This is a genomic window from Daejeonella sp. JGW-45, from assembly GCF_029360805.1.
Classification (GTDB): domain Bacteria; phylum Bacteroidota; class Bacteroidia; order Sphingobacteriales; family Sphingobacteriaceae; genus Daejeonella.
In genome coordinates, this window is record NZ_JARKNC010000003.1 from 313,368 (window position 1) to 330,350 (window position 16,983).

Below are 16,983 nucleotides of genomic sequence, written 5' to 3' on the forward strand. Positions count from 1 at the left end.
TTGACCGGCCGGGGCGCAATCCTGACCGGTTTTTTTATTATCATTCCAAAAAACCTGGTTAACTGGTATTTTTTCTTATCATACTTGCTTATTTAGGTAATTATTGAATTGATTTAACCTTTACTTTTCTTCCTTTTACTGTGAATTTGATGCCTCCGCTTTCTTCCAGCATTTTCAGCACGCCGGAGATTTTTACATCGTTAGAAATATAACCCGTAAACTCATCGGGAGCCAATTTCCCGTCGTACACCAGTTCCACATCGTACCACCTCTCGATCTCGCGCATAATATCCCTGATCGGGGTGTTTTTAAACTTGAAATAGCCGTTTTTCCATGCAATCGCCTTTTCAGTATCCGTATGCTGAACTTTAATATCCGGACCGGCCGGACTTGTCAGCGATTGCTCACCCGGCTTCAATAGCTGAGCATTGGGTTTAGCCGAATTAAGTATAATACGTACGCTGCCTTCCAGGAGTGTCGTCTTGGTATACGCTTCGTCTTCGTAAGAGTTGATATTAAAATGAGTCCCCAGGACTTCGACCACCTGGTTATTACTTTCAACCCGGAACGGTACATTTTTGCGCTTTGCAACTTCAAAATAAGCCTCACCTATAAGCCTGACCTTTCGCTCGTTACTGGCAAATGCGGTTGGGTAACTAAGGGTCGAAGCGGAGTTCAGCCATACCCTGCTGCCATCTGGCAACGTAATGTTATACCGTCCGCCTTTAGGTGTTTGTATTGTATTAGCTGCTGATAAACTTCCCATATTCCTGCCCCTGTCAAGCTTTTGGTAAACGATCTCCCCGTCTTCAGTCTTGGTTATAGAAATATTTCCCTGACTGGCCACAAAGCCATTTTTGACGTCATCCAAACTTATTCTTGAACCATCCGCAAGTGTTAGAATAGCTTTATTATTTGCCGGGTCTATGTCGTTCTTTTGGTTTATTTCAGTGAAAACTTCCGGCTCTGCCTGAGGTGCAGCATCCTTATAAAAATATAAGGATGCCGCAAGGGCGATAATGACTGTTGCTGCGATCGAAAGCCGCGCGACAAGCCGCGCCGGCATTCTCGGGGCCGGCTCACTTGTTTCAACGCTTTCCATCAGCCTCCTGAACATCCTGTCATCGAGCGAAGGCATATCTAAACCTGGCTGGTCTTCATTGGATTTATTAAAGCTTCCGTAAAAATTGAGCAGCTGCTGCTCTTCTTCCAAAGAAGCCTCACCAGAAATATACTTATCCAGTAATTTAAAAAACGTCGCTTTATCCACTGTATGGGTTGATTTTATATTGAAGAGTAAAAAGACAGGGGTATCCCCTAGTACCGGCGAAAAAAAAGCCTATTCGCTTTCTGCCGCTGACTGACGCAGGTTTGCATCTGAGAGATAACAGATTATTACCTGCTTCGTGTCTGATTCGGCGAGTTTTCGTGATTTTTTCGGTGGCCGCGCAATCCCCGTCGAACCGGACACGAATCTGTGCCGAACCTGTCACGGCGCTGATGCGGCACAGATACAGCCAAAACCCGAAGCGGACCCGAAGCCCAGTCGAAGCCGACTCGAACAATTGTCGAAGTGCAGTCGAAGCCGTGTCGAACAAATTGTCTCTTTTATCTATTTATTCAGACCGGTATTCCCCCTGGACTTTTTTGTTAAAGTAATAAGCGACCCTGCGATAAACGCTGCCTGTAAAGTTCTGACGGATTCGTTATAATGCACATGGTCAATATAGGTTTCGTCACCCAAATTGAGTGTGAACTGATATAGGTCAATCACAGGGATGTTTTTTTTGCTGAATACGTCGTCAGCAATAGCGTTATAGGTATCAACGTCTTTGGCAAAGCGATGAAATACCTTCGACCGGGTATTGTGTCTCTCGTCGACCACAGGAGTGGTTCGAAGCCAGATCAATTGGATATTTTTCTTCGTTGCTATCCTGCAGATGGCCTCAAGATTCTGGCGGTATTGCACTTCATCTATCTGGATAACGGAAGTTTGGGAGTTACGTTTGATATCATGCAAACCGCAATTCAGTAACAGCATGTCAGGCTTAAAAGTTGGATCATTCTGTTTTAACTTCAGATATTCAAGTACCATCCGGGAATCACCACCATTCGCACCCTCCGGATTATCAAGATTACTTTCCCCCCTGCCGTTATCCTTCTTCCGGTCATAATCGAAGAAACCCTTCAATTGATTTTGCAAAAACGGACCGTACTGCATTGAGATGCTGTCTCCGATAACAAAAACCGTGGGCAGCTTCTCTTTAACTGAAAACCCAAAACTTAATAATATACAGAGAATAATGGTTAGTTTTTCAAATTTCATAGCGTGTGGTATCAAAGCTATCAGGACGTTTGCAAGCCTGATAGATCAATATAATCCCAGCGATATCCTTAGCTGGCGCAACGCCTTATTAAGGTGATTCTCGACCGTTTTAGGAGATATATCAAGCTTGGACGCGATCTCCTTATGCGACAACTGTTCTTCGCGGCTGAGCTTATAAACAGTTTTGCATTTATCTGAAAGATTATTGACGATCGAATTAACGTAAGACAGCAATTCCCGGTGCTCAATATTTCCGTATTCGGAGGGTGACTGAAGGCGCTCGGAAATACTCTCAAATATACTTTCCCTAACGGAACCATGCCGTACCTGGCGGTACACCTCGTAGCGAACAGACGCAAAAAGATAAGATTTAAGAGATGCCTTAATTTCTATTTGCTCCCGCTTATTCCACAGGTTTATAAAAAGATCCTGGATGATATCTTCGCAGGCCTGCTGATCGTTGAGTACATGATATGCAGACACAAAAAGCTGGTTCCAATACTTCTTATAAATTAGCTTCAGCGCAAGATCGTCTCCTGCCCTTAACCGCTCCATCAGCTCTGTATCCTCAAAAAGTTGTATCTCAGCCATACGAAGTTTAAACCTATTTAAAAAAAATTAAAATTCAAAATATAACATTTTGATTACCGTACCTTAATAAACAATCAATTGATTTTACCGGTTTCGTAACGGTAAAATTGCATAAAGCCAACATTATCTTATTATTATTTTTACCAACACTAGGGGGTAAAGTATTTTTCACACTCCTTATAATGAATGTAACTAAAATAAGATACAGTAATATGCCCTACGGGGCGATTATGAATGTATTTTCACGCCGAAATTCAATCAATTTCCATAGAAACGTTAAAACTTATCACAATGAACCGAAAACAAATCTTCTTTTTCTCCGTGATGCTTTTGTGGTGTTCCGGCCTATTCGCGCAACAGGCTGGAACAGTCAAGCCTTATAACATCGTTATCAAAGGCGGCCACATTATTGATCCAAAAAACAATGTCGATGCTGTTATGGATATCGCCATTAAAGATGGCAAGATAGCTTTGATAGCAAAGAGCATCGACGGTACCCAGGGAACCCAGGTGGTTAACGCCAAGGGTATGTATGTGACTCCGGGACTCATTGACCTTCATGTTCACTTTTTCTGGGGACACGATGGATCTTCTTATATGAATGCTCCGTCAAGCCTTCCGGCCGATGGCTTTACCTTCCCTGCGGGTGTGACTACTGTTGTTGATGCCGGAAGCCCGGGCTGGAAAAATTTCGAATTATATAAAAAACAAACTATAGACCGGTCGCAGACCAGGGTACTGGCTATGCTGAATATTGTTGGACAGGGAATGGCCGGCGGACAATATGAGAGCAATATCGACGAAATGGAGCCTCAGAAGACAGCCGATATGGCTAAAAAATATCCGGAGCATGTGGTAGGCGTGAAACTTGCGCATTTCAGCGGCCGAGGTCCTTTAGCTCATAGCTGGATCCCGGTTGACCGTGCGATCGAGGCTGGCAAACTTGCCAATATCCCTATCATGGTGGATTTCGGCTCGGCTACTCCTTATCTGCCGCTTGATTCGTTGTTTAATGTAAAGTTCCGCCCTGGCGATATATATACACATGCTTTTGGCGGAGATCCGCAGGTAGGATTAACTATTCAGAACGGCCGGGAATCGATCGTGGACGTCAGCGCTAAAAAAGTTAAACAATATGCCTTCACTGCTCAAAAAAGAGGCGTTATATTTGATGTTGGCTTTGGCGGGTCCAGTTTCCTCTTCTCACAGGGAATACCGGCTATCAAAAGCGGGTTCTATCCTAACTCCATAAGTACCGACCTGCATACCGGTAGTATGAATAATGCCATGAAAAATATGCCGAATATCATGTCTTTGTTCATGGCGATGGGCATGCCGTTCAAGGAAGTTATCAAGGCTTCTACATGGAATCCCGCACAACAGATCAAGAGGCCGGAATTGGGAAATCTTTCTGTAGGTTCTGAGGCTGATATTGCTATTTTCACCGTTCGTAAGGGTAATTTTGGGTTCTACGCACGCGATGGAAAAATTCCGGGCAAGGAAAGGCTTGAAACAGAAATGACCATCAGGGCCGGCAGGATCGTCTATAACCTGAATGCTATTGCAGAACCAAACGTAATACAAGCACCTCCGCGTCCAAGAAACAGGTAGCACTTCACATTTAAAAATCAAAATCCATATTAATGCTTTTTAATTTCCGTATACAACAAACAGGGCTTTTAGCCCTGTTTGTGTCGTTTTCATTATTTGCTGAAGCACAGCAAACCAGACCGGTTGCACCGGTTAAAACCCCGGTCGCCTTGCGCGCTGATATTACTATCGATAAGGTAATGGACATCGGTCCGCTGGGTGTAAGGCTCATCAGAAACCCTAAAACGGGCGAATTCTGGTATTCTACCTTCGACGGGAATGTATTCAGGATCTCCGATTTTGATACGCCAAAGGCTGCCGAGCATAAAATATTTTCAGCAGCAGACCATGGGATAACCCGTCTCCAGGGCGCTGCTTTCCTTAATAACACCTTGTTTTTGTGTGGAAATATCAGTGCAAATGGCGGAAAAGGAACAAAAGGAAGGATGGTCAAATACGATCTATCTAAGAAACAGCCGGTACTGACCGAAGTATTCAACACCGTAGAATACGGCACCAACGCAACAACTTTTGACCATGGATGGAATGCCCTGGAGATCAGTCCGGATAAAAAATACATCTATGTTAACTCAGGAGCACGTACAGACCATGGGGAGGTGCAAGATAATAACGGTGCTTATCCAAATGCGCGCGACAATGGGCTGACTGCAAATGTTTTCCGTTTCCCTGTAACGGCAGAAAACCTGTTACTCCCGTCGGAAGCCGCGGAGCTTAAGAAAATGGGCTACCTGTATGCCGAGGGAATACGCAATGCATACGATATGGCCTTTGATGCCGGCAACAATCTTTTCGGGGTAATTAACTCCGGTGATTATGATCAGTCAGAAGAGATGTTCTGGATCAGGCAAGGTCATCATTATGGATTTCCATGGCAAATGGCAGGAGTTGAAAACCCTCAACAGTTCTCGCCCTGGGTTCCGGACCCGGCTACAGATCTGTTTATAAGCCCTGGGGCTCATGCCTGGGTTGTTAAATATTTCCGGAACGACCCGGATTTCCCAAAGATCCCGGCGGGCGTCAAATTCTCTCCGGGTGTACAGAACCTCGGCCCTGCGGCCAACGAATACCGCGATATCGCAACAGGAAAGATCGTGGATGGTGATATTACCGGCCGCACGGTAAGTACATTTAATGCGCATTGCGTACCCCTGGGACTGGTGTTCGATACAAAGAAAGCACTCGCTCCTGAGTTTCGGGGCGACGGCTTCGTTTTCAGGTATGGGGGCGGCTCCACAAGGCCGGGCACTAACCTCCTTCGGAAGGAAGGCAAAGACCTGCTCCACCTTGAGATGCAGTACAATGAAGCTGCTGACAATTACTATATGAAAACTACCAGCCTGGCTAATAATTTCAATGCGCCGGTAGATGCTGTGCTTCACGGCAATAAGATCTATGTAATAGAACACGGCGCCGCCGGATCAGCTGGCGGACGGATATGGAAGATTACTTTGCCCAGGTAGTTGAAAGTGGAAAGCTGAAAACTGAAAACTGAAAACTGAAAAGCTGAAAGTGAAAGGTTAATGAATTATCTCCGGCTTAAGTTTTATACGAAATGGTCCGGAGATTTTCTATTTTTAATTTACGAATCACATAAAAACAAAACAAATGCAAAAATCAACTCCTGATCAGAATTTCGCGAAAACAGGTTTAACGTTGCCTCCTGCACCCGCTCCTATCGGTGTTTACAAACCCTGCCTGATTGACGGCAAGTACCTGTACGTGTCAGGGCACGGTCCTGTGCAAAACAACAAGGAACTGATCAAAGGGCGGATAGGCAAAGACATGGACCTGGAGCAAGGCAGACTTGCCGCGCAGCAGGTTGGATTAACTATTCTTTCAACTATAAAAACCAATCTGGGAAGTCTTAACAGGGTAAAAAGAGTCATTAAGGTTTTGGGAATGGTGAACAGCACCGCGGATTTTGAACAGCACCCTAAGGTTATTAACGGATGCAGTGAGCTTTTCGCCCAGGTATGGGGCCCTGAAAATGGCATCGGAGTAAGAAGTGCCGTAGGGTTTGGTTCCCTGCCGGATAACATCCCGGTAGAGATCGAGTGCCTGTTTGAATTGGCGAATACACCGGGAGATCCGTTGAAGTGACCGGTAATCGGTAATCGGTAATTGGTAATCGGTGATCAGTAATCAGTATCCACCGGATGTACCCCGCTGATTATTGATCACTGATCACCGACTTCTGATTACTAAATACTGATCACTGAATACTGATCACTGAATACTGAATACTAATCACTAAATACCGATCACTGAATACTAATTCACTGAATACTGAATACTGATTACTGGCTACTAAATACTAACTACTAAAAATATGGAACAAATCTGGGCGCAAAACTACGACCCTTTAAATAACCCCTGGCTTTCCACAATATTGGCATCATTGCCTATTATTGTACTGCTGGGATCGATTGCCATATTCCACATGCGCATTCATCTTGCTGCAATTTTAGGCCTTGCCGTTGCTGTATGCGTTGCGCTATTTGTTTTTGAAATGCCTGCACAAGCCGTGAGCGCGTCAACTCTTTATGGTGGCGCATACGGGCTATTTCCTATCGGATGGATCGTTCTTAACCTTATCTTCCTGTACCAGCTGACCGTCGATAAAGGCCTGTTCACGCTTATCAGGATGCATTTATCTACGATTGCGCCTGATCCAAGGATCCAGGTTATCCTTATCGCATTCGCTTTCGGGGCATTTTTTGAAGGGGCGGCCGGCTTCGGAACGCCTGTTGCCATCACTGCAGCTATACTCATACAGCTCGGCTTCCGGCCGTTGGCTGCCTGCGGATTAGCACTTATAGCAAATACTGCGCCCGTAGCTTTTGGAGCGCTTGGAACGCCTATAATCGCCCTATCCGCCGTAACTGGCATCGATATCCTTGCACTGTCAGCGATGGTAGGCAGACAACTCCCGCTTTTCTCCTTCATCGTACCATTCTGGGTGATCTGGGCTATGACCGGATTCAGGGGTATGATACAAGTATGGCCTGCGGCTTTTACCGCCGGCTTTTCTTTTGCGTTAACCCAGTTCCTCGTATCGAACTATCACGGGCCATGGCTGGTTGATATTTTTGCTTCAATTGCTTCTATTGTTTCCATCATTGTGCTGCTTAAGTTCTGGCAGCCGAAGACACTCTGGAAGTTACCTGTTGCCGAGGATACCGTGCCGATAGATAAAAACCCGGCGGGTGTTGAAAGGAAAGACATCATCAGAGCATGGACACCATGGGTAATCCTTGTAATTTTCATATTTGCCTGGGGCGTACCTACGGTTAAAACAGCTTTGAATAAAATATCGGCTCCGGAATTTGAAGTCGCCTACCTGCACGAGCTGGTAAAACGCACTCCTCCAATTGCTCCTGAACCGACAATTGACAAACCGGCACAAGCAGAGGCAGCAGTATTCAAATTAAACTGGTTATCTGCAACAGGATCGGGGATATTAATTGCTGCAGTTATAGCCGGCTTTGCTATCGGTTACTCTTTCAAGCAAATGGTAAGAGCATATTTCCAGACCATGTGGAAGGTGAGGTTTTCCCTTATTACGATAGCCGCCATGCTGGCCCTGGGCTATGTGACTAAGTATTCCGGCGCGGATGCAACCCTCGGGCTTGCCCTGGCCAAAACAGGCGTACTTTATCCATTTTTCGGTACTATGCTTGGCTGGCTTGGCGTGGCGCTTACTGGTTCTGATACTGCCTCTAACGTTCTGTTCGGAAGCTTGCAGACAATAACTGCGAAGCAAACCGGTGTAGATCCTGTGCTTATGGCTGCAGCAAACAGCTCCGGCGGCGTTATGGGTAAGATGGTTGATGCACAGAGTATAGTTGTAGCAAGTACAGCCACAAACTGGTATGGCCACGAAGGCCAGATCCTGCGGTACGTGTTTTTTCACAGTATTGCGCTGGCTGCGCTTGTAGGGATTTTTGTCATCCTGCAGGCATATGTGATACCGTTTTCGGATATGGTAGTGAAGTAGGGTATTCCAGCCTCCGCCCCCACAAAAACCGTATCTTTGCAACATTCTGCGGCTACGGTCGTTTCCAGTGGGAAGATTTAATCACATTGACATGAAACGTACACTTATCATACTCTTCCTGGTTTCTGCCTTCTCAGCCGTATCTGCCCAAAATAAATTAGAGCGGGAATACAGGATAAAGCAATCTGAAGTACCTGCTAAAGCACTGGAGTTCGTGGAGAGCAGCTTTAAGGGCGTAAAGATCAAATGGTATGGTGAGGAGAACTTAGACGGTAAGGCCATCGAAGCAAAAGGCAAGCGTGATGGCAGGCTCTATAGCATTAAATTCGATACAAATGGTGTGTTACATGATATCGAAATGGTTATAAAATTCGGTGATATCCCCGAAGGAACGAGACTCCGGATTGAGAAGAATCTTCAAGACCGCTTCTCTAGATACAGCATCCAAAAAACGCAGAAACAATGGCTGGGAGCAACTGATGATTTGCGGGCGCTGGCGGAGGGAAAGCCTGTTTCGGGACAGTATTCGACAAATTACGAGATTAGCCTGCAGGGTACAAAAGATCGCCGCACAGACTATTTCGAGGTATTGGCAAACGCTGATGGCGAGATAGTGCGTGAATCGAAAATTGTACAGCGAAATAATCAGCATTTAATTTATTAGTTTCCGCCTGCTCATAATGAAGTCATATATATTCTCTATTTTATTCCTCTTCCTGAGTATAAACAGCTATGCTCAAAACCAGGTGGGCCTGATCCCTCAGATTAACTCAAGTTTTAAAATCGGCGATAGCTGGAAAGTCAACACTAAATTGGAAGGGAGACAGCTTTTTTTTCAAAATCCTTACCCGGATCATCTGAAGGAGGCTGAATTCGAGCGCGTGGATGCAGAATTAATAGCTACTACGAGCCTGGACCCCCTGCACGCATTGGGTGGCGGCTACCTGATCAGACGTTCAAACAGATCGTTTACACACCGCTTTATTCAGCAGTATTCGATCACCCAAAAGCTGCGTTCATCCAGGATGTCGCATCGTTTCAGGACGGACCAGACTCTTGATAAAGATGAGGCACTGCAATGGCGATTGCGTTACCGGCTAAGCCTGGAAAAGCCGCTAAACGGGCTGGAACTTGACCCTGGGGAGTTTTATCTTAAATTGACCAATGAATACTTGGGTATCCTCCAGGACTCTGAAGGAAACCTGGAGATCAGGGGACTGGCCTCACTGGGGTACGATCTGTCGGACCAGAACCGGGTAGAAACGGGAATTGACTACCGCATGGAAAAAGTGATGGATCCGACGGTAACTCACAAGCTATTTTTGAGTATCGGGCTCTATCACAGTTTCTAAATAAAAAAAACCTGATCCTCCTCGATGGCGACCAGGTTTTTTCTTATTATTTAACAAAGAGCTACACTACCGCTTTAGCAAGCTCTTCTTTTAACCGATTTGCTACTATCTTCTCTTCACCCGGAACCATAACGAACGTAGCGATCTGAACGCTATTGCGGCCCGGATTAATTTCTATCGAAGGGTTTCCGTTCCTTAGATTTAACTGCATTTGTTGTGTAGTTAGTTTAACAACCGCCGGATCCCATTTAACTTCGATGGTTGGCACGTGATTGGCAAAGGGCGGCACGAACACACGGGTAGTAACGCCCTGCAGACCGTTTACTGCCTTATCTATGGTCGCGATCTGATCTTCCCACATCTTCCATTCCTTATCTCCCACCTTAATAAAGCGCTCAAGAGCTACATATAAGCCCAGTATCTCTTCCTTATTGACCTTATGTCCCCTGCCTATAGTATTTGATCTTGGTGATGCACTCAGGCGTGCCGCCGCAATTAAATCTTTCTTACCCATCAGGATCCCTGAACTCTGCGGACCGCGAATGGCCTTACCACCGGAGCAGCAAACAAGGTCGTATCCCATGTCGTTGAACTTCCAAAGATTTTCAACAGGGGGTACGTCAGCCGCCATATCAACCATAGTTGGTATGTTGTGTTTTCTGGCCAGCCTGATCCACTCCTCATGTCCTATTTTCCCATTATCCGCGTTAGCATTTAGGAAATGCATAAGAGCCGTTTTGTCAGAAATAGTCCTCTCCAGTTCCTCCACACCATCGACCTGAATGATCTTCACTCCGCAATTGGTAAGTGCCTGGTTGTACCCAATATCATGACCCTTTTGCATGATCACTTCCGTTTTCATGCCGGTACCTTCCAGGTGCGGAAGCATAGCAGCTTTCTTCGCATCGAGCCCTGTTAATACACCAGCCATTCCCAGCATCAATGCTGAAAAAGCGCCGGAGGTAACAGTGGCTGCCTCTGCATGTGTAAGTTCAGCTATTTTTGCCCCCACTTTATCCTGCAGCTCATCTATCATGCAGAATACCTTTGATGAATCCCTGATCGTGTCCAGCACTTCATCGTGCATCAGCGATCCGGTCATGAAAGTGATTGTGCCGCGCCCGTTTATAAATGTACGTACGCCGAGCTCCTTATAGAGATCCCTCTTTGCAATCGCCGCGCCGGCTGAGTTAACGGCTGCCTGGGCTGTTCCAGCCAGGGCTCCTCCCGCTATGGGCAATAAAGTCAGCCCTTTGATCAGGTCCCTTCTTTTCATCTTATATTTTATTATTTTTCAGAGCCAACACCCAGGTAAGTACGCAGTTTTTCACTCTCAAATTTATCGGCAGCATCCTTTTCAGGACCAAGCAGCGAGGCGATAATGCCCACAACAAACGCTGAGGTCATGGATACCAAAGCCGGATTTTTCAGTGGGAAGATAGCCTCTGCATTTCCAAATACGTCAACCCAAACGGTCGGACTTAATACGATAAGTACCAAAGAAAGGATCGCACCCGTAACTATACTCAGTACTGCTCCCCGTGTTGTAAAGCCTTTCCAGATGATAGACATCAGCAATGCCGGGAAATTCGCGCTCGCTGCAATAGAGAATGCCAATCCAACCATAAATGCAACATTTTGTCCCTTAAAAATGAGACCGAGTCCGATAGCCAGAACACCCAGGAATATTGTTGCCCTTTTTGCAACTTTGATCTCTCCTTTTTCGTCAGAAACACCTTTCTTAACAACATGGACGTACAGGTCATGCGAAATACTAGAGGCGCCCGACAAGGTTAACCCTGCAACAACAGCTAAGATGGTTGCAAAGGCTACCGACGCGATAAAGCCGAGAAAAGCGCTTCCTCCGGTATGCTCGGCAAGCAATAAGGCGGCCATGTTACCCCCTTTATCAAGTACCTCGATAGAATCTTTTCCAACCAGGGCCATAGCAGAGAAACCGATAAAGAAGGTCAGGATATAGAAATAACCGATGAAGCCCGTCGCAACAAAAACAGATTTCCTCGCAGCTTTATCGTCAGGTACGGTGTAGAAACGCATCAGGATATGCGGCAAACCAGCGGTTCCCAGCATAAGGGCAAGACCCAGGGATATCGCGTCAAGAGGGTTGGTGATATATCCGCCAGGAGCTAGCATATCCGCACCATACTGTTCTTTTACAGAATCGAAAAGCGCGCCCGGGCTGAAATTGAACTGAGCCATAGCAAGCAATACCAGGATGGTAGCCCCCGAAAGCAAAAGCACGGCTTTAATGATCTGCACCCAGGTTGTAGCGATCATACCGCCGAAGAGTACATAGCAGGTCATTACGATACCCACCACAAAAACAGCGATTTCGTAATCGAGTCCGAATAGGGTTTGGATAAGCGTTCCGGCTCCAACCATCTGGGCGATCAGGTAGAATGCGATCGTCATTAGCGATCCTACAGATGAAGCGATCCGGATCGGCCGCTGTCTCAGCCTGTAAGCCACAACATCCGCAAAGGTATATTTACCCAAATTACGAAGAGGCTCGGCTACCAGGAACATGATCAAAGGCCATCCTACAAGGAAACCTATGGAGTAGATGAGTCCGTCGTACCCTCTGATCGCCACCATGCCGGCAATGCCCAGAAAAGATGCAGCACTCATGTAATCTCCCGCAAGGGCTAGTCCGTTCTGAAAACCGGAAATATTACGGCCCGCAGCATAGAACTCGGATCCTGTTTTGGTTTTTTTTGCTGCCCAATACGTGATATAGAGGGTAACCGCAACAAAAAGGAAAAAAATTGCAATAGATACTGGGTTAGCCGTTCCGAGGGTGGATGTAGTTCCAGCCGGGCTAACCTGAAGAAGTAAGTTTAAAGACATATAAGTTTGAGTATGATTTGATTAGAGATCTTTCTTTATTTCCTTTACTGCGGCATCATAGTAATTATTCGCCCAGTATACGTAAACACCGGTGATCAACCATGAAAACAGGATTATACCCATACCAACGATGATAGCCAGATTGAGTGATTCGCCTACAGGCATTTTCAGTGTGTCTTTCTGATAAGCAACAACCATCAGGAACCCGATATACACAAAAAGCATCAGGAAGGTGAATGCGAGGGAAATACTCCATCTGTTTTTTACCAGCTTCTTAAAGGCTGCACTTTGAAGGATTTCATTTGTTTTAGTCTTACTCATAGAGTTTAGTGAATTAGTTTTAGATGTAGATTATTTGTTGTTCTGGCCGTGTTGAATTGCCGTTTTAGATGTTAAATAAATCAGTTTATAAGTCTATGAAAAATAATTGAATTTAAAACGGAATTGGGCTAAAGTTTTTATGAGGTTATTAAAAAGTTACGGTCTAAATCTTCAACCTCACCCCCATCTTATTCAATCCCCTGGTAGCGAGCACACATAAGAGTGCGAAACATAAGGACTTAAGGAGTCCCACACTACCGGTTACCAGCACATCCGGAAATTTGAGCCCGATAAGCCTGAACGTCATATACATAAAGGTTGGGACCAGGTAACAAAGCAGTGTATCCGTCCCGGCGGGTTTAATAAGAGCGAACCAGCTGGATTTCTTCCAGACATCAGCTATCCAATAAATAATGACGAAGGCCAGTAAGGTAAAAGCACTGCACAGGAATAACCAGGCAGGAGTTGCGCCTAATTTAGCCAATCCCCAGTATGGGCGGGTTATAACGGACAAACCGGTCAGTACGATCGATGACACCAGGAATATCATAGTGAGCTTCCGGTTGTCCCTTTTCCCGACGTAATAACGGAATATAAACGAGGCAACGACCCCTCCCATTGTCAGCCCTGCAAGCGTGCCGCCAAGTATTGCATCGGGAATAAAAGATAAAAAACCCGGGACATAGCCGGCTTTGGATACCATGCTCAGCAAACAGAAAAAAATCCAACCCGCCAACAGAACGTAAAAGTTGTTCCTTGAAAAAACCGTGATCAGTGCACTGACAAGGTATGCCCAGCCAATTAAGCCCAGTATACCCCACCAGTGCGGCTCGAAACGGCTCGTACCTTCTTGTCCTCCGCGATACAGGTAAGCAATCACGATCAGCGTGATGATCCCGATCCCTTTTAAAACGATAACGAGATTATTGTTAATATTTTTTGAATAGGCGTTCCAGATCAGGATAAAACACAGGCAGCTAAGTGGATTCCATATCCACCGACTAAAGCCTGTTGCAGCCCCGTTCATACTTTCGCCGTTCACCAGAAAAACGCCCATAATCAATAGGGCAATGGTACGGGATAAAACATGTTTAACAAGTTCCCAGTCTGAATCACCTTTTTCTCTTCTGTTTTGCACAGCATAGGGTAATGACAGACCTACGATAAACAGAAATGCCGGGAACACGACATCAGAAAGCCCGATACCGTCAACTCCCCGTTCCACGTGACCCAGCCAGCCGGGAATATCCTTCAAGCTCCAGAAATCGTTAACAAATATCATCAGCACCATCGTAAGGGCGCGCAGGATATCTATTGATTCAACACGTTGAGAGGCCTGAACGGGCGCTGATTTGGGGAAGCTTTCAGATTTAGTTTTGCCAGCCGTCATTAAAGAGCTTTATTCTCAGAATCCGTTTGATCTTATATTGAATTCTTTATCCAAGGTATAAAAAATCATTCAAAAACATTCGCCCCGGAATTATTACATTTAGATGCAAATAGTCTTTTAAAACACGCACTAATCGGAACTTCAATCTTTAAATTTTTTCAATGAAATTAAGCTTTAACCGTTTCGGCGTTCTGCCGCTGATATTCGGAACTATGATTATACACGGATGTGCATTACCGACCCCAACATTCAGGACGTTTGATAAGCCGGTAGTGTTCAATGCTGAGCGGAAAAAACTCTCGCTGGAATATATGAAGGCCAGACACGGAATTGTTCAGGATTCGGCAACGATAGTTCCAAAAATGATCGTGCTGCATTGGACAGCCATACCAAGCCTGGAGGCCTCATTCGATGTAATGAACCCCGCGGTTTTACCGGGTGCCAGAAGCGGGATTGCAGGAGCCAGCAGCTTAAATGTTGCCGCTCAGTTCCTCGTGGACCGAGACGGTACAATTTTCAGGCAGCTTCCGGAAACAGCTTTCGCCCGCCATGTGATCGGTTTGAATCACTGTGCAATAGGTGTAGAAAATGTCGGCAGCGGAAAGATGCCTTTGACAAAAAAGCAGCTTGAGGCGAATGAAGATCTTATTCGTTACCTGAAAAAGAAATATGACATTCAATATGTAATAGGCCATCATGAATACAAAACATTTATTGGCCATGAGCTTTGGAAAGAAACAGACCCCAACTATCTGACCTCCAAAAGTGATCCGGGCGATGAGTTTATGAGGAAAATAAGGGAGCGGATCAAAGACCTGGGGATCCGGGGCGCCGGCGGTAAATAAAAAACCTGTTCCAATTGGAACAGGTTTTTTAAAGAAGATTATTTATCCCACCAGATCCGTGTAAGGAATGTATCGGGACCCTGATTAGCTATAGCTGCATTATAATTTTCAGTATTAATGCTCTGCTCGGCTGCAGGATAACGCAAACGGCGCTGAATTATACCACCGGTTTCATTGCCAGGATAATTCACCGGAACCAACACGGGATAACCTGTTCGCCTCCAGTTTGAAAAGGATTCGATATTATTCATGTATCCGAATAAAGCGACCCACATCTCGCTATGAATTTGCTCCATTTGCTGGGCTGCAGTACCGCCGGCATACGGATTTGCGGCGAGGTAACTTGCAGCAGCAGCTGTCGGATTAGGCATCACAACAGCATAATTAGGATAAAGCGTGGCTGAAGTAATACTAGCCGCCACTGCTTTTTCAAAGTGTTCTTTGGCAGTTCCGGGGCCCCATCCGCGAAGGGCAGCCTCAGCTAAAAGGAACTCTACTTCTGCATAGCTTTGAAAATGTGTCGGAGCCTCAAGGTGCGCGATCGTATGTTGATTCATTTCGGAATAGTCACGCTGCATATTCGCATTCCAACCGGGAATAGCAGTTGCTATTGACGTATAATCGTAGCCCCCCGGAAGACCCTTAGCTTTCGCAGGCGCTGACTCGGCAGGTAGGTTCGCTATGTTGATATTCCCCTGCCATAAGGTCGCGTAGAACGGCAGCCTGGGATCATTTTTTGATTTCAAACGATTAATTAACGTTTCATTGAGCTTGGAGAAACCTAAGCCCTGAGCTGATGCAGGATTACCCTCAACAGTTTGCATCTGCCGTGAATTCCAGTTCCAGTTAGTACCTGAAGCTGATGTGTGTGGCACCTTTGCATTGTCAGCATTGCTGGTCATGACACCTGCAGCTATTGCCTTTTTAACCCAGGTTTCGGCAGACGCTGCGTTGGCTTTGGTCATGCGCATTGCAAGACGAAGCATTAGTGAATTTGCGAGTGTTTTCCATTTTGCAGGAGAGCCGTTATAAACGAAATCAGCGGCACCGTAAGACGGCTTGGCAGGATCAAGCGCCTTTGATGCCTCTTCAAGCTCTTTCAGCATATCCGCATAAATGTCAGCCTGCTTGTCGTATTTAGGTTTGTATATTCCGTCGAGCGCCCTGCCAGCTTCAGAATAAGGCATATCGCCGTAAAGGTCTGTAACGCGATGCAGGATATCTACCCGCAGGATACGGGCTATGTTATATTGGTTTACCATCTCAGCATTACCTTTGGTCAGGTTGATGATCTGCTGAACCTCTTTCAGCTCTGTACTGAACGCAGTATTCCACAATCCATTATTATAATCAGCCTTTCCCTGATAAAGGTATTTCACTCCGGTCCATTGAAATGCGTTGAGTGAAGAAAAGTACTGGATTAAGGAACCTGCCTGTTTTGAGTTAGGATAAAGCGTATTTCCATCCCCTACTCCGGCGTGTCTCATTACTGATGCTGAGAACATAGAGCTGATAACCGGCTCAGTGTAGGCATTTGGGTTTTTATTCATTTCCTCAAAGCCTTTATCACAGGATGACAACAATAAAGCGGCCAGCACTCCTATTTTCAATGTCAATCCTCTTAATGTGCGTTTAATAAATTTCATCTTGTTGTTTTTTAGTTAAAATAGCAACGAAGCTCT

15 protein-coding genes are annotated in these 16,983 nt (G+C 45.7%); 7 read left to right on the forward strand and 8 right to left on the reverse strand.

Annotated elements, in window-relative coordinates:
* Nucleotides 1-100 precede the first annotated feature (100 nt).
* The 3 genes from P2W76_RS06850 to P2W76_RS06860 form a co-directional block, all read right to left on the reverse strand.
* On the reverse strand, nucleotides 101-1,270 hold the full coding sequence (locus P2W76_RS06850) for a FecR domain-containing protein (RefSeq protein WP_276346911.1): 1,170 nt from the start codon (nucleotides 1,268-1,270) through the stop codon (nucleotides 101-103).
* A gap of 342 nt (nucleotides 1,271-1,612) precedes the next feature.
* Nucleotides 1,613-2,326 (reverse strand): SGNH/GDSL hydrolase family protein, encoded by a 714-nt coding sequence (locus P2W76_RS06855; protein WP_276346912.1) that lies wholly within the window; start codon nucleotides 2,324-2,326, stop codon nucleotides 1,613-1,615.
* A 45-nt stretch (nucleotides 2,327-2,371) separates the two neighbouring features.
* Nucleotides 2,372-2,917, reverse strand: a complete 546-nt coding sequence (locus tag P2W76_RS06860) for an RNA polymerase sigma-70 factor (protein ID WP_276346913.1) — start codon at nucleotides 2,915-2,917, stop codon at nucleotides 2,372-2,374.
* Between the two features lie 291 nt (nucleotides 2,918-3,208).
* On the opposite strand from P2W76_RS06860, the gene P2W76_RS06865 reads away from it, so the two are divergent.
* The 6 genes from P2W76_RS06865 (at nucleotide 3,209) to P2W76_RS06890 (ending at nucleotide 9,877) form a co-directional block, all read left to right on the forward strand.
* Nucleotides 3,209-4,528: an amidohydrolase/deacetylase family metallohydrolase gene (locus P2W76_RS06865; RefSeq protein WP_276346914.1), complete on the forward strand. Its 1,320-nt coding sequence runs from the start codon at nucleotides 3,209-3,211 to the stop codon at nucleotides 4,526-4,528.
* A 32-nt stretch (nucleotides 4,529-4,560) separates the two neighbouring features.
* Nucleotides 4,561-5,988 (forward strand): PQQ-dependent sugar dehydrogenase, encoded by a 1,428-nt coding sequence (locus tag P2W76_RS06870; RefSeq protein ID WP_276346916.1) that lies wholly within the window; start codon nucleotides 4,561-4,563, stop codon nucleotides 5,986-5,988.
* Nucleotides 5,989-6,133: 145 nt separating this feature from the next.
* Nucleotides 6,134-6,628 carry a RidA family protein gene (locus tag P2W76_RS06875; RefSeq protein ID WP_276346918.1) on the forward strand — a complete coding sequence of 165 codons (495 nt, stop codon included), beginning with the start codon at nucleotides 6,134-6,136 and terminating at the stop codon, nucleotides 6,626-6,628.
* Between the two features lie 229 nt (nucleotides 6,629-6,857).
* A complete protein-coding gene (locus tag P2W76_RS06880) occupies nucleotides 6,858-8,525 on the forward strand; it encodes an L-lactate permease (protein WP_276346919.1) in 1,668 nt (555 codons plus the stop codon).
* Nucleotides 8,526-8,616: 91 nt separating this feature from the next.
* A complete protein-coding gene (locus P2W76_RS06885; protein WP_276346920.1) occupies nucleotides 8,617-9,189 on the forward strand; it encodes a hypothetical protein in 573 nt (190 codons plus the stop codon).
* Nucleotides 9,190-9,205: 16 nt separating this feature from the next.
* The gene (locus tag P2W76_RS06890) at nucleotides 9,206-9,877 is read left to right on the forward strand and encodes a DUF2490 domain-containing protein (RefSeq protein ID WP_276346921.1); all 672 of its coding nucleotides are present in this window, start codon (nucleotides 9,206-9,208) and stop codon (nucleotides 9,875-9,877) included.
* 61 nt (nucleotides 9,878-9,938) lie between these two features.
* Here the strand turns inward: P2W76_RS06890 and P2W76_RS06895 are convergent, their stop codons facing one another.
* The 4 genes from P2W76_RS06895 to P2W76_RS06910 all read right to left on the reverse strand — a co-directional run bounded on the left by P2W76_RS06895 (nucleotide 9,939) and on the right by P2W76_RS06910 (nucleotide 14,456).
* On the reverse strand, nucleotides 9,939-11,153 hold the full coding sequence (locus tag P2W76_RS06895; RefSeq protein WP_276346922.1) for an aminotransferase class V-fold PLP-dependent enzyme: 1,215 nt from the start codon (nucleotides 11,151-11,153) through the stop codon (nucleotides 9,939-9,941).
* A gap of 11 nt (nucleotides 11,154-11,164) precedes the next feature.
* The gene (locus tag P2W76_RS06900; RefSeq protein ID WP_276346923.1) at nucleotides 11,165-12,745 is read right to left on the reverse strand and encodes a sodium/solute symporter; all 1,581 of its coding nucleotides are present in this window, start codon (nucleotides 12,743-12,745) and stop codon (nucleotides 11,165-11,167) included.
* A gap of 21 nt (nucleotides 12,746-12,766) precedes the next feature.
* Complete coding sequence (locus P2W76_RS06905) at nucleotides 12,767-13,066, reverse strand: DUF485 domain-containing protein (protein WP_276346924.1); 300 nt, start codon at nucleotides 13,064-13,066, stop codon at nucleotides 12,767-12,769.
* 163 nt (nucleotides 13,067-13,229) lie between these two features.
* Complete coding sequence (locus P2W76_RS06910; protein ID WP_276346925.1) at nucleotides 13,230-14,456, reverse strand: DUF5009 domain-containing protein; 1,227 nt, start codon at nucleotides 14,454-14,456, stop codon at nucleotides 13,230-13,232.
* 161 nt (nucleotides 14,457-14,617) lie between these two features.
* Here P2W76_RS06910 and P2W76_RS06915 point away from each other — a divergent pair, with 161 nt between their 5' ends.
* On the forward strand, nucleotides 14,618-15,301 hold the full coding sequence (locus tag P2W76_RS06915; protein WP_276346926.1) for a peptidoglycan recognition family protein: 684 nt from the start codon (nucleotides 14,618-14,620) through the stop codon (nucleotides 15,299-15,301).
* Between the two features lie 38 nt (nucleotides 15,302-15,339).
* On the opposite strand, the gene P2W76_RS06920 is transcribed toward P2W76_RS06915, so the two are convergent.
* Nucleotides 15,340-16,947: a SusD/RagB family nutrient-binding outer membrane lipoprotein gene (locus tag P2W76_RS06920; protein ID WP_276346927.1), complete on the reverse strand. Its 1,608-nt coding sequence runs from the start codon at nucleotides 16,945-16,947 to the stop codon at nucleotides 15,340-15,342.
* Nucleotides 16,948-16,983: the final 36 nt, after the last annotated feature.